Source organism: Streptomyces spiralis (assembly GCF_014654675.1).
GTDB lineage: Bacteria > Actinomycetota > Actinomycetes > Streptomycetales > Streptomycetaceae > Streptomyces > Streptomyces spiralis.
In genome coordinates, this window is sequence record NZ_BNBC01000055.1 from 14185 (window position 1) to 27585 (window position 13401).

Below are 13401 nucleotides of genomic sequence, written 5' to 3' on the forward strand. Positions count from 1 at the left end.
ACGGGAGACGGACCAGTGGCCGACAACGCGCGGGCGAAAAGGCTGGCGGACCTCATCCGAGAGGTGGTGGCCCAGAAGCTGCAGCGCGGGATCAAGGACCCGCGGCTCGGCTCGCACGTCACCATCACGGACACCCGGGTCACGGGTGACCTGCGGGAGGCGACCGTCTTCTACACGGTCTACGGCGACGACGAGGAGCGGAAGGCCGCCGCCGCCGGCCTGGAGAGCGCCAAGGGCATCCTGCGCTCCGAGGTCGGCCGGGCCGCCGGAGTGAAGTTCACCCCGACCCTCACCTTCGTCGCGGACGCCCTTCCGGACACCGCCCGGACCATCGAGGACCTCCTCGACAAGGCGCGGCAGTCCGACGCCAAGGTGCGCGAGGCGTCCGCGGGCGCCGCGTACGCCGGTGGAGCCGACCCGTACCGGAAGCCGGGTTCCGAGGACGACACCGACGAGACGGACGACACCACCGAATGACCAGCAAGCCCACCCCGCCCGACGGCCTTGTCATCGTCGACAAGCCGTCGGGCTTCACTTCGCACGACGTCGTCGCCAAGATGCGCGGGATCGCCAAGACCCGCCGCGTCGGCCACGCCGGCACGCTCGACCCGATGGCGACCGGCGTGCTCGTCCTCGGAGTGGAGAAGGCCACCAAGCTCCTCGGCCACCTCGCGCTGACCGAGAAGGAGTACCTCGGCACCGTCCGGCTCGGCCAGAACACGGTCACCGACGACGCCGAGGGGGAGATCACCTCCTCCACCGACGCCTCCAAGGTCACCAGGGAGGCCGTCGACACCGCCATCGCCAAGCTGACCGGCGACATCATGCAGGTGCCGTCCCGGGTCAGCGCCATCAAGATCAACGGCGTGCGGTCGTACAAGAGGGCCAGGGAGGGCGAGGAGTTCGACATCCCGGCCCGCCCGGTGACCGTCTCCTCGTTCACGGTGTACGACATCCGGGACGCCGTGGCCGAGGACGGCACTCCCGTGCTCGACCTGGTGGTCTCGGTGGTCTGCTCCTCCGGTACCTACATCCGCGCCCTCGCCCGCGACCTGGGTGCCGACCTCGGTGTCGGCGGCCACCTCACCGCACTGCGCCGCACCCGGGTGGGGCCGTACAAGCTGGATGCCGCGAAGACGCTGGACCAGCTCCAGCAGGAGCTGACCGTCATGCCGATCGCCGAGGCCGCCGCGGCCGCCTTCCCGCGCTGGGACGTCGACGCCCGGCGGGCCAAGCTCCTCACCAACGGTGTACGGCTGGAGATGCCCGAGGAGTACGCGGGCACCGGCGCCGTGGCCGTCTTCGGCCCCGAGGGCCGTTTCCTGGCGCTCGTGGAGGAGCAGCGGGGCAAGGCCAAGAGCCTGGCCGTCTTCGGCTGACGCACCGAGTGGATCTCTGCCCGTGGAGCGGCGGACACGGGGTGTTCCAAGCCGCCGCTCCACGGTCCCCCCTCGGTTCCCCCACCCCTAGGGTGTATCCAGCCGGCCTCGGCTATTCACCCGACCGTGCAGGCGCTCGGAGTGAACCGAGGGAGTGCAAGGGGGCGCGTTCACCACGCGATCTTTCCCGCTGATCATTCGGTGCCTACCGTCGAATCGGTGCCCACCGCCGAAGAGGAGGGCACAGCCGTACGACGGCACGGGCGGGGAGGTTGGACCATGGCGGCACGGACCCCCGGGAGCGGCCCCGGCCGGCACGCCGCGGTCCGCGCGGCCCGCAGCGGCCCGGAGCCGGCGGCCGCGACCGCGCAGCGGGACACCGCCGCGGCCCGTGACCGTCTCCTGGACGCCTCCCTGGTCCGCGTGCGCGACCTGGCGGGGCGGCCCCGGGGCACCGGCTTCGCGGCCGACCACCACGGCACGGTGATCACCAGCCACGAGGCCGTCGACGGACTCGCCCGCCTCGTGCTCCACGTCGCGGGGGCCGGAGACCGGTCCTGCGTGGTGACCGCCGCCGACGTGATCCCGCTGCCCGAGCTGGACCTGGCGCTCGTCCGGACCGAGGGACTCGGCCTGGAGCCGCTGCCCGTCACCGTGCGGGACGGTGTGGAGACCGGCGCCTACGTCCGGATCGCGGCCGGCGGCTGGCGCGAGGCCCGGGTGCTGGGCACGGCCACCGTGACGTACTCGGCCACGGACCGCTTCCATCTCCTGGACGGCGCACTGGACCTGGCGATCGGCACGGCGGGCCAGGACGCCCTCCGCCTGGGCGGAGGGGCGGCCGGGGGACCGGTGCTCGACCTGGCGACCGGCACCGTGGTAGCCGTCCTCGGTACGGCGCTGCAGAGCGGCCACCGCGACACCGGCTTCGCGGTGCCGCTGCGCCCGCGCGCCCCCGGCCCCGCCCGGACAGAGGAGGACGGCACCGCCGGGCACCCGCTCGCCGATCTGCTCGCCCGCAACGCGGCCACGGTTCCCGCCTACGGCCCCGACCTCAACCTGGCGGGCGTACTCGAACTCACGGCCACCTCGGTGGCCCAGGACGGCCCCCGGGGGGCCCTCCCGCACCACGCCCCGCCTCCGGACCCCTCCTCGGGCGACCCCCGGAGTCGTCAGCTCACGTCCGCGTCCGGCCTCGTCGGGCCGGCGAGCCCCGGCCGCCGGCCGGGCCCTTTGGCACCGACCGGCCTGACGGTCGCGGACCGGTCGGCTCCCGAGCCCGGCGCGACCCGGCCGAGGGCGCCACGCCGGGCTGCCGCCTCCCCGCGCCCCGGCGACGCCGTGCGGCCGGCCGATACGGCCGCGGACCCACATCCCGCCCAGGCGACGACTCCTGGCCGGGCCGCCTCCACCGCGCTCCCCGGCGAACCGACGGCACCGGAGCCGGTCCCAGCCCCCGTACGCCCACCGCAGGCCGGCGAAACTCCGCCGTCGGCACCGTCGGCACCGTCGGCACCGCCTGCCACATGGACCTCTCCGATCGCATGGGCCTCACACTCCTCCACGCCGCCCGGTCCCGCCGCACGGCCCGTCGAACGCTCGGCCGTCGTCCGGGAGTTGGGCGCCTTCGATGACAGCCCGGCGCTCGTCCTCGGGCTCGTCGGCTCGCCCGGCAGCGGCCGTACGACCGAACTCGCGGCGCTCGCCGGGCGCAGGGCCCGCGGCGACGCGCCCGCGCCGACCATCTGGCTGCGCGGGGCCGACCTGGACGGCGCCGATGTCTCGATCGCCGACGCGGCGCGCCGGGCGCTGGACCGCGCGGCCCGGATCGTCGCCGCGGCCCGGGCGCCCCTGCCGACCCAGCTCACCGACCTCACCCCGGAGCGCGTCGCGCGCCTCGCCCGCGACCACGGCCGGCCGCTGCTGCTCCTGCTCGACGGCCCCGAGGAGATGCCCTCGGCCGTGGCCCACCGGCTCGCCGAGTGGACCGAGGGCACCGCGAGGTGGCTGCGCGGCACGGGGGCGCGCCTGGTGGTGGCCTGCCGTGAGGAGTACTGGGAGGGCGCGGGCGCGCAGTTCCCGCCGGACCTGCTCCACATCCCCTTCGCACCCGGCACCGCCGGCGCGATCCGCGAGGCCGCTGCGGCCGGCCACGGCCCCGACGCCACCCCCGGCCTCCCGCCCTGTCTCCGCCTCGGCGACCTCACCTCCGAGGAGGCCCGCGAGGCCCGTGACCGGTACGGCCTCCCGGACGGATCCCTCGTCGACGCCGACGCCCGCCACCCCCTCACCATCCGGCTCCTCGGGGAGGTACGCGCGGCCCTGCCCGACTCCCCGGCCCACCCCCGGCTCGACCGCGCCGACGTCCTCGCGGCCCATCTGGACCTGATGTGCCTGCGCGTCGCCGTCCGCCTCGCCGCGCAGAACGGCCTGCGCGGCACCGCCGTACGGCGCCTGGCGGCCAAGGTCTCCGGACAGGTGCACGAGGCCGCCCGCCGCAGCCTCGGACCGGGCAGAGGCGAGGTGGACCGGGAGACGTTCGAGGCCGTGTTCCCGTGGGGTGCCGCGCCCGCCCACCTCGGCGGCGGCACCGGCTGGGCGTCCGCTGTTCTCACCGAGGGCCTGCTCGTCCCGGCCGGCGACGGCTACCGCTTCGCGCACGAGGAACTCGCCGACTGGATCCAGGGCATCCACCTCGACCTGGACGAGGCGCTGCGGGTCCTGGTCCACCGGCGGCACATCCCCGGTGAGCCGCGTCATCCGCTGCCCGTCCCGCACCACCGCATCGGCCCAGTCGTCCAGGCCCTGCTCCTGCTGGCCCGCCAGCACGGCACGCGCCGACTGGCCGTCCGGCTGGAGGAGCTGGTGTGCGCCCTGGACACCGACCCGCACTCCTGGTGGGCGTCCCGGCTGCTCGCCGGTGTGCTGCTGCGGGTGCCGGACGCGTCGCCGTACACCGGTGTGCTGCGGCTGCTGGCCGAGCGGATCGTGGTCCGCACGCAGTGCGACCTGCCGCAGCCACGTGGCTTCGGACCCGGCTTCTGGACCGCGCTGCACCTCCCGGACGCCGACCGCTGTGACCTGCTGCGGCGCCTCCTGCTCGCCGACGGCGCCCCACGGAACACGGACTCAGGGGGGACCTCCGCGTCGCATCGGGTGTCCCAGGAGCCCCAGCCGCCGCGGGCCCACCGCCCCGGCGCCGCGCCCGCCCGCTATCTCGACGCCGTCGCGCACCTCCTCGCCGCCGACCCCGCCGCCGTACAACCGCATCTGATCCGCTGGTTCGACGACGAGCGGCCGCTGCCCGGCGCCCCGCACGCCACCGTGGCCACGGCCGCCCAGGCGCTGCTGTACACGCACCGCGACCGTGCCCTGGACGACCTCACCGAGGTGCTGGCCGACTGCGCGCACCGGCGGGCCGAGGAACTGCTGGCCGTGTTCGCCGAGGAGGAGCCGGCCGCGCTGTGCCGGGCCGTCGACCGGTGGGCGCACGACGAGCGTCCCGACCGGCGGGCCGCGGCCGTCGCCCACGCACTGCGCACCGCCCCGCACACGCGTACCGAGGCCGACCGGGAACTGCTGTGCCGGGCCGCCCTCACCGTGCTCGCCCGTCCCGCCGACTCGGCCCTGCACGGCGCCGCGCTCGCCCTGCTCGTAGGGGATCCGCACACCCGCGCCGGCCACCTGCCACAGGCACTGCGGCACTTCGCGGCCGGCGATCCGCACCTGCCGCCCGGCGCGCTGGCCCCCGCCCTGACCACGCACCCGGAGGCGGTGCTCGCCGCCTTCGGCGAGCGGCTGCGGCGCGGTCCCGACGCCGACGCCGCCGAGGTGCTGCGCGCCCTCGTCGACGTCACCACGCCCACGCTCGCCCGCCGGATCGCCGCCCTGGTCCGCGAGACGGTGAGGCGGAGGCCGGGCATCACGGGGCACGTGGCCGCGTACGTGGACCGGCGCCTGCACCACGCACCGGCCGGAGCGGCGGCCCGCGCGGTGCTGTTCCCCCTGGTCACCGGCCTCCTGGAGGACGGTCCGGTGCGGCTGCGCGCGGCCCTGGGCGGCGTGCTGGCCGCCCCGGGCACCACCCTCCGCACGCCCGGGGCGGCCACCCGGGCTCCCGTTGTTCCGGCCGACCCCGCGCCACGCCGGGAACTCCTGGACTTCCTCCTGGCCCATGAGGACGACCCGGCCGTGCTGGACGCGGTGCTGCACGCCGCGGCCCCCAGCGCCGAGGAGGACCTCCGCGACCTCGTGCACCGCGTCGGCCTGCTCCTGGTGCGCACGCCCGAGGGCGCGTCCGTGTTCGACCGCGCCCTGGTGGAGCTGGGCCGGTACCTGCCGGGCTTCGCCGTCCGGGTGATCGGCTGGCTGACCGAGACCCCGCAGGACTGGGCGGCGGTGGTGGGCCCCAGCGCCCGCCGGACGCTCGAGAACCTGGCGGGCGTGTCCGTCCTCGCCTGAGCCGCGCGGCGCCGGGACGTGCGCCCCGTCACAGCCTCGATGCCGATGCGGGCGGGGAACGCCGGGCATGGCACCCTTAGACCTGCGGACAACCGAAGCGGCAACGCAACAAGGCAACCGAAACAACACGGACACGGGTTCGACGAGGAGCGGTCACAGTGCAGCGCTGGCGTGGCTTGGAGGACATCCCCCAGGACTGGGGGCGCAGCGTCGTCACCATCGGCTCCTACGACGGAGTCCACCGCGGCCACCAGCTCATCATCGAGCACGCCGTGAACCGTGGCCGACAGCTCGGCGTCCCCACCGTCGTCGTCACCTTCGACCCGCACCCCAGCGAGGTGGTGCGCCCGGGCAGCCACCCGCCGCTGCTCGCCCCGCACCACCGCCGTGCCGAACTGATGGCGGAGCTGGGCGTGGACGCGGTGCTCGTCCTCCCGTTCACCACGGAGTTCTCGAAGCTGTCCCCGGCCGACTTCGTGGTCAAGGTGCTGGTCGACAGGCTGCACGCCAAGGCGGTCGTCGAGGGCCCGAACTTCCGCTTCGGCCACAAGGCGGCGGGGAACGTGGAGTTCCTCACCGAGCAGGGCAAGCTCTACGACTTCGAGGTGGAGGTCGTCGACCTCTACGTCACCGGTGAGGCGGGCGGCGGAGAGCCCTTCTCGTCGACCCTGACCCGCCGTCTCGTCGCCGAGGGCGAGGTCACGGGCGCCAGGGAGATCCTGGGCCGCCCGCACCGCGTGGAGGGCGTGGTCGTCCGTGGCGCCCAGCGGGGCCGCGATCTGGGTTTCCCCACCGCCAACGTCGAGACGCTCCCGCACACCGCGATCCCCGCGGACGGCGTCTACGCCGGCTATCTGCACGCCCAGGGCGAGGCGATGCCGGCCGCCATCTCCGTCGGCACGAACCCGCAGTTCGACGGCACCGAGCGCACCGTCGAGGCGTACGCCATCGACCGCGTCGGCCTCGACCTGTACGGCCTGCACGTCGCCGTCGACTTCCTCGCCTTCGTCCGCGGCCAGGCCAAGTTCGACTCGCTCGACGCCCTGCTCGAGACGATGGCCGAGGACGTCAAGAAGTGCCGCGAGATCATCGCGGCGGACGAACAGCAGCCGTAGACGGACTGCAGCGGTAACGGACTGCAGCGGTAGACGGACCGCAGCCGTAGACGGACAGCAGTCGTAGGCGAACAGCAGCCAGGGGGGTGGGGCCCGAGTGGGCCCCACCCCCGTTCACTGCTGTTCGGCGGCCGTCCCGGCCCCTGCTTCGGTTCCTGCCCCCGCGACCACTTCCTCGCCTGTCCGGGCTCGGGCCCAGTGGCAGGCCACCTGGGTCCCGGCGGTCCCGGTCAGGACGGGCAGATCCTGGGTGCGGCAGGCGTCGGCGACGCCCGCCCGGGCCGCCTCGCCGCCGGCCAGGATCTGGCAGCGTGCGTGGAAGCGGCAGCCGGAGGGGATGCGGGACGGGTCGGGCGGCTCGCCGGTGAGGACCACCGGATCGCCCGGGGCCTCGGGCAGGACGGACAGCAGGGCCTGGGTGTACGGATGCCGGGGTGCCGTCAGCACCTGCTCGACCTCGCCCGTCTCCACGATCCGGCCCAGGTACATCACCGCCACCCGGTCCGCGATGTTCCACGCCAGACCCAGGTCGTGGGTCACCACCAGTGCCGACAGCCCGAGTTCGTCGCGCAGCCGCAGCAGCAGCGCCAGGATCTCACCGCGTACCGAGGCGTCGAGGGAGGCCACCGGCTCGTCGGCGACGACGAGTTCGGGCTGGAGGACCAGCGCGCCCGCGATGACCACCCGCTGGCGCTGCCCGCCGGACAACTCGTGCGGATAGCGCAGGAAGAAACGCTCCGGCGGCCGCAGCCCCGCCCGGGACAGCGCCTCGGCGACCGCCGCCCGCTCGTCCCCGCCGTAGCCGTGGATGCGCAGCCCCTCGGCGACCGCGTCGTACACCGTGTGCCGTGGGTTGAGCGAGCCGCTCGGGTCCTGGAGGACCAGCTGGACCCGCTTGCGGTACGCCTTCAGCGCCCGCGAGGAGTAGTCCAGCGGCGCGCCGTCGAAGGTGACACGCCCCGCCGTCGGCGGGACGAGCCCGAGCAGGGAGCGGGCCAGCGTCGTCTTGCCGCAGCCCGACTCGCCGACCAGCGCCACGATCTCGCCGGGCCGGATGTCCAGGTCCACCCCGTCCACGGCCCGGGCCGGCGGCGCGCCGTTGCGGCCCGGAAAGGTGATGCGCAGGCCCTCGACGCTCAGCAGCGGTGGCGTGGCCGTCATCGTGCCCGTCATGTGGTGCTGCTCCTCACTTGCTCGTCCTGCGCCGTCGCCGGGCGCGCGGGCGCGGCGACGCCGTCGCCACCCACGTGCACGCACGCCGCCCGCCGGCCCTCTCCGGCCTCCCGCAGCATCTGGTCCTCGGTCGCGCACACATCCAGCGCGACCGGGCAGCGCGGGTGGAACGCGCAGCCCGCCGGCACCGCCGCCGGGTCGGGCGGGTCACCGGGCAGACCGCGCGGCGCGAACCGCGACGCCGGGTCCCCGATCCTCGGGAACGCCTCCGACAGGGCCCTGCCGTAGGGGTGCCTGGCGCCGTCGTAGACCTGGCGGGCCGGGCCCTCCTCCACCACCCGGCCCGCGTACATCACCGCGAGCCGGTCGCAGGTGTCGGACAGCACGGCCAGGTCGTGGCTGATCATGATCAGGCCCACGTCCTGCTCGCTGACCAGCTCCTCGATCAGCCGCAGGATCTGCGCCTGGATCATCACGTCCAGCGCGGTGGTGGGCTCGTCGGCGACGATCAGCCGCGGATCGCAGGCCAGTGCCATCGCGATCATCACCCGCTGCCGCTGCCCTCCGGACAGCTCGTGCGGATACGCGCTCGCCCGTGCCGCCGGCAGGCCCACCTGCTCCAGCAGCTCACCGGCCTTCTTCTTCGCACCCGCCGGGGTCGCCTTGCGGTGCAGCAGGATCGGCTCGGCGATCTGGTCGCCGACCCGGTGCACGGCGTTGAGGGAGTGCATCGCGCCCTGGAAGACGATCGACGCGCCCGCCCAGCGGACCGCGCGCACCTGCCCCCACTTCATCGTGAGCACGTCCTCGCCGTCCAGCAGGATCTGCCCGCCGACCCGGGCCCCGACCGGCAGCAGCCGCAACAGCGCCAGTGCCAGCGTGGACTTGCCGCAGCCGGACTCGCCCGCGATGCCGAGCTTCTCACCCGCCGCGACGGTCAGATCGACCCCGCGGACGGCGGCCGCACCGCCCGGGTAGGTGACTTCCAGGTTCCGGACGTCGAGCAGGCTCAACGGGACACCCCCAGCCTGGGGTTGAGAACGGACTCCACCGCACGCCCGCACAGCGTGAACGCCAGGGCCACGACGGCGATCGCGACGCCCGGCGGGACCAGGTACCACCAGTCGCCCGAGCTCACCGCCCCCGCCTCCCGCGCGTCCTGCAGCAGCCCGCCCCAGGACACGACGGTCGGATCCCCGAGTCCGAGGAAGGCCAGCGTCGCCTCGGCGAGGATCGCGGAGGAGATGATCAGGGTCGTCTGCGCCAGCACCAGCGGCATGACGTTGGGCAGCACATGGCGGGACATGATGTGCCAGTGCCCGCCGCCGAGCGCCTTGGCGCGCTCGATGTACGGCCGTGACTCCACCGCCAGCGTCTGCGCCCGCACCAGCCGGGCCGTCGTGGGCCACGTGGTCACGCCGATCGCCAGGACGATCGTGCCGAGCGAGCGGGACATCACGGTGGCCAGCGCGATGGCCAGCACCAGCGTCGGCATCACCAGGAACCAGTCCGTGACCCGCATCATCACCGTGGCGTACCAGCCGCGGAAGTGCCCGGCGGTGATCCCGATGACCGCCCCGATCGCCACCGACAGCACGGCCGCGAGCAGCCCCACGAGCAGCGACACCCGCGATCCCCAGATCACCAGGCCCAGCAGGTTCCGCCCGAACTGGTCGGTGCCCAGCGGGAAGTGCCCGCTCGGACTCTCCAGCGGCCGCCCCGGCGCGTCCGTCACGCTCGAGACGTCCGAGCCGACGGTCAGCGGCGCGGTCAGCGCGACCAGCGCGAACAGCACCAGCGCGGCCAGCCCGAACACACCGGCGCGGTGCCGGCGGTACTCCTTCCAGAACCGCGCGGCGGAGGCCCGGCGCCGCCGCCAGGCGAGCGCGCGCGGACCGAGTGCCGCGGGGGTCTTGGTGGTCTCGGCGGTCGTCATCGGCCCACCCTCGGATCGAGCAGCGGATACAGGAGGTCGGCGAGGGTGTTCATCAGGATCACCGCCGAGGCGAAGACGAAGAACAGACCCTGCACCAGCGGCAGGTCGGGCACGCTGAGCGCCTGGTAGAACAGGCCGCCCAGCCCCGGCCAGGAGAACACCGTCTCCACGAGGATGACACCCGCCACCGTCCGGCCGAGATTGACGAAGATCAGCGTCACGGTCGGCAGCAGCGCGTTCGGCACGGCGTGCCGGCGCCGCACCAGGTCGTCCCTGAGGCCCTTCGCCCGCGCGGTCGTCAGATAGTCGCTGCCCATCTCGTCCAGCAGCGCCGACCGGGTGACCAGCAGCGTCTGCCCGTACTCCACCGCGACCAGCGTCACCACCGGCAGCACCAGATGGTGGACGACGTCGACGATGTACGCGAAGCCCTCCTTGCCGCCCGACTCCATGCCCCCGGTCGGGAACAGGCCCGGGACCGGGCCCGCGCCGACCGACAGCACGATGATGAGCAGCAGCCCCAGCCAGAACGACGGGATGGAGTACAGCGTCAGCGCCAGCCCGGTGTTGAGGCGGTCGCCGAGACCGCCGTGCCGCCAGGCCGAGCGGGTGCCGAGGAAGATACCGAGGGCGGTGTAGAGCAGGAAGGACGTGCCGGTGAGCACCAGGGTGTTGGGCAGCGCCTCCGTGATCTTGTCCATCACGGGGACGTGGAACTGGTACGAGGTGCCCAGATCCCCGGTCAGCGCCTTGCCGCAGTACTCCGTGAACTGCTGCCACATGGGCAGGTCGAGCCCGAACTCCCGCCGGTAGGCGGCGATCTGCTCGGCCGACACCGGGCGGCCACCGGTCATGAACTTCACCGGGTCGCCCGGGATCAGCCGGAAGAGGAAGAAACTGGTGACGAGCACGGCGAGCAGCGAGACGGCCGCACCGACCAGCTTGCCCGCCACATACCGCAGATACGCGGTGGTGGTGCGCGCCCGGGGCGCGCGCCCGGCCCCCGCCGGCCCGGACTTCGCCGGGCCGGTGGCGGCCGCGTCCTCGACCAGCGAGGGTGTTGCTTCAGCGGTCATGGATACCTGCACCTATTCGCGGTCTTCTGCCGTGGCCCGGCGGCGCACCGTGAAGAGCACGGCGAGGCCCACGAGCACGACGACACCCGCGACGATCCCGATCACGACGCCCGTCGACGACGAGCCGTCCGAGGAGTCCCCGGAGTCCGCCGGAACGGCGGACCACCAGCTCCAGTAGCCGTCCTGCCCGTAGATGTTGCCCGCCGACGACGGCATGGTGGTGATCGACTTGATCTGGTCCGTGCGGTAGGCCTCCACCGCGTTCGGATAGGCCATGACGTTCATGTACCCCAGGTCGTACAGCCGCGACTCCATCTGCTTGACCAGGTCCGCCCGTTTGGCGGGGTCGTACTCGGCGAGCTGCTTGGCGTACAGGTCGTCGTAGGCCTTGTCGCAGATGAAGTTGTCGGTGGCGCCGGTGTCCTTCGGGGTCTGCGGGCGGGCGTCGCAGGTGTGGATGGAGAGCACGAAGTCCGGGTCGGGGTTGACGGACCAGCCGTCGAAGGCCAGGTCGTACTTGCCCGCCAGCCACGGGTCGGTCACGTTGTCCAGGCAGTCCAGGGTGATCCCGATGCCCAGCTTGGCCCACCACTCCTGGAGGTACTTGCCGACCGCCTTGTCATTGGGGTCGGTGGCGTGGCACAGGACCCGGTAGTTCAGCGGCTTGCCGTCCTTGCCGACGCGCTTGCCGTCGGAGTTCTTCTTGTACCCCGCCTCGTCGAGCAGCTGCCCGGCCTTCGCCGGGTCGTACGCCAGCTCCTGCCCGGACGACGGCTTCCAGAAGTACGTCGAGAAGCGCGGCGGGATGTAGCCCTGGCCCTCGACCGCGTGGCCCTGGAAGACCTTGTCGACGATCGCCTTGCGGTCCACGGCCATGAACAGGGCGTGCCGTACGCGCTCGTCGAGCAGGGACGGGTCGCCGTCACCGAACTTCGTGCCGTTCTTGGCCTGCGCGCCCGGGTTGGTGGCCAGCGCGTAGAAGCGGCGGCCGGGCCCCTCGTTGACGTGGATGTTCTTGTCGCTCTTGAGGGAGGCGGCCTGCGCGGGCGTCAGCGACGGCGAGCCGGCGACGAAGGAGACCTCGCCCTTGCGCAGCGCGGCGACGGCGGCGTCCTGGTCCTTGTAGTACCGGAAGACCAGCTCGTCGAACTTCGGCGCGCCCCGCCAGAAGTCCTTGTTGGCCTTCAGCCGCACATAGCTGTCCGCCTTGTAGTCGGTCAGGACGAACGGCCCGTCCCCGACGATCGGGAAGCTCTTGTCGTTGTTGAACTTCGAGAAGTCGGTGACCTTCTCCCACACGTGCTTGGGCACGATCGGCACGTCCAGCGCCGTCATCGTGGCCTGAGGCTTCTTCAGCTTGATCACCAGCTGGGTGGGGCTGGGCGCGGTGACCTTCTCGAAGTTGCCGACGAAGCTGCCGTTGGCGGTGGCGGCGCCCTCGTCGGTCATCATCTTGTTGAACGTCCACGCCGCGTCCTCGGCGGTGACCGGCTGCCCGTCCGACCACTTGGTGTTGCGGATCGTGTAGGTCCAGGTCAGCTTGTCCGGCGACGCCTCCCACTTGGTGGCGAGACCCGGAATGGCGTGGGCGTCCTTGGGGTCGTAGTTGGTCAGGTACTCGTACATCAGCCGGTTGATGCTGGTGCTGACCAGCTTCACCGCCAGAAAGGGGCTGAGCGAGTCGACGCTCTGGGCGACGGCGACGGTGAGGACCTTGCCGCCGCTCTTGTCGTCCTTCTGGGCCTTCGCGGCCTCCTGGGCCTGAGCGCCCTGCGCCGCCCGGGCCTGCGGCGCGGCCGAGGCCGCCGGGGTCGCGAGCCCGGACGCGAGGACGAGCGCGGCGGCGCCCGTGGCGGCGAGAAGCCGTGCCCTCCTCGGGCGGGGGCCTGTGCGTCCTCTGCCGTGCTGATCTTGTGTGTTCATGGCTCGGTGACCTCGCGTCATCGCACGCGCGGAGGTGTGGCCCCGCGCGGGGCGGCTTGAACAGTTGTGAACAGGCTTGAACGTGCTTGTTTGAGCTTGATCGGTTGACGCCGGCGGGATGGATTGAGTGTCTATCAGCGGCAGTCTGCGCGCGTCAACGGTATGTCAAACCCCATGTGGCCTGCGGAAATAACGAGTTGACCGCGATGTCACCCACATTGGTGGAGACCTCTGACGCCTCCCTGGTGAGGGCGTGGCGGCGGATTTCCGCCGGTTCTGTCTGCGAACGCGCGAAGGCCCGCGCCGTTTGGGGAAGGGCACGGGCCTCGGGAGTGTGT

The 13401-nt window shown here is 73.1% G+C and carries 9 protein-coding genes; 4 read left to right on the plus strand and 5 right to left on the minus strand.

The window, feature by feature from the left end; all coding sequences use genetic code 11:
* Window positions 1-15: 15 nt before the first annotated feature.
* The 4 genes from rbfA to IE318_RS37385 all read left to right on the plus strand — a co-directional run bounded on the left by rbfA (window position 16) and on the right by IE318_RS37385 (window position 6955).
* Window positions 16-477, plus strand: a complete 462-nt coding sequence (gene rbfA, locus IE318_RS37370) for a 30S ribosome-binding factor RbfA (RefSeq protein ID WP_030177507.1) — start codon at window positions 16-18, stop codon at window positions 475-477.
* A complete protein-coding gene (gene truB, locus IE318_RS37375) occupies window positions 474-1379 on the plus strand; it encodes a tRNA pseudouridine(55) synthase TruB (RefSeq protein ID WP_189907375.1) in 906 nt (301 codons plus the stop codon). The genes rbfA and truB overlap by 4 nt, the downstream gene beginning before the upstream one ends.
* Window positions 1380-1658: 279 nt before the next feature.
* Window positions 1659-5840, plus strand: a complete 4182-nt coding sequence (locus tag IE318_RS37380) for a trypsin-like peptidase domain-containing protein (protein ID WP_189907376.1) — start codon at window positions 1659-1661, stop codon at window positions 5838-5840.
* 158 nt (window positions 5841-5998) lie between these two features.
* Window positions 5999-6955, plus strand: coding sequence for a bifunctional riboflavin kinase/FAD synthetase (locus IE318_RS37385; protein WP_189907377.1), 957 nt, complete (start codon window positions 5999-6001; stop codon window positions 6953-6955).
* Between the two features lie 114 nt (window positions 6956-7069).
* Here the strand turns inward: IE318_RS37385 and IE318_RS37390 are convergent, their stop codons facing one another.
* The 5 genes from IE318_RS37390 to IE318_RS37410 are packed head-to-tail and all read right to left on the minus strand — an operon-like array spanning window position 7070 to window position 13063.
* Window positions 7070-8116, minus strand: a complete 1047-nt coding sequence (locus tag IE318_RS37390; protein ID WP_189907399.1) for an oligopeptide/dipeptide ABC transporter ATP-binding protein — start codon at window positions 8114-8116, stop codon at window positions 7070-7072.
* A gap of 8 nt (window positions 8117-8124) precedes the next feature.
* A complete protein-coding gene (locus IE318_RS37395; RefSeq protein ID WP_189907378.1) occupies window positions 8125-9141 on the minus strand; it encodes an ABC transporter ATP-binding protein in 1017 nt (338 codons plus the stop codon).
* Window positions 9138-10064, minus strand: coding sequence for an ABC transporter permease (locus IE318_RS37400; RefSeq protein ID WP_189907379.1), 927 nt, complete (start codon window positions 10062-10064; stop codon window positions 9138-9140). Before IE318_RS37400 ends, IE318_RS37395 begins: the two co-directional genes overlap by 4 nt.
* Window positions 10061-11140, minus strand: coding sequence for an ABC transporter permease (locus IE318_RS37405; protein WP_189907380.1), 1080 nt, complete (start codon window positions 11138-11140; stop codon window positions 10061-10063). Before IE318_RS37405 ends, IE318_RS37400 begins: the two co-directional genes overlap by 4 nt.
* Before the next feature lie 12 nt (window positions 11141-11152).
* Window positions 11153-13063 (minus strand): ABC transporter substrate-binding protein, encoded by a 1911-nt coding sequence (locus tag IE318_RS37410; protein ID WP_189907381.1) that lies wholly within the window; start codon window positions 13061-13063, stop codon window positions 11153-11155.
* Between the last annotated feature and the right edge of the window lie 338 nt (window positions 13064-13401).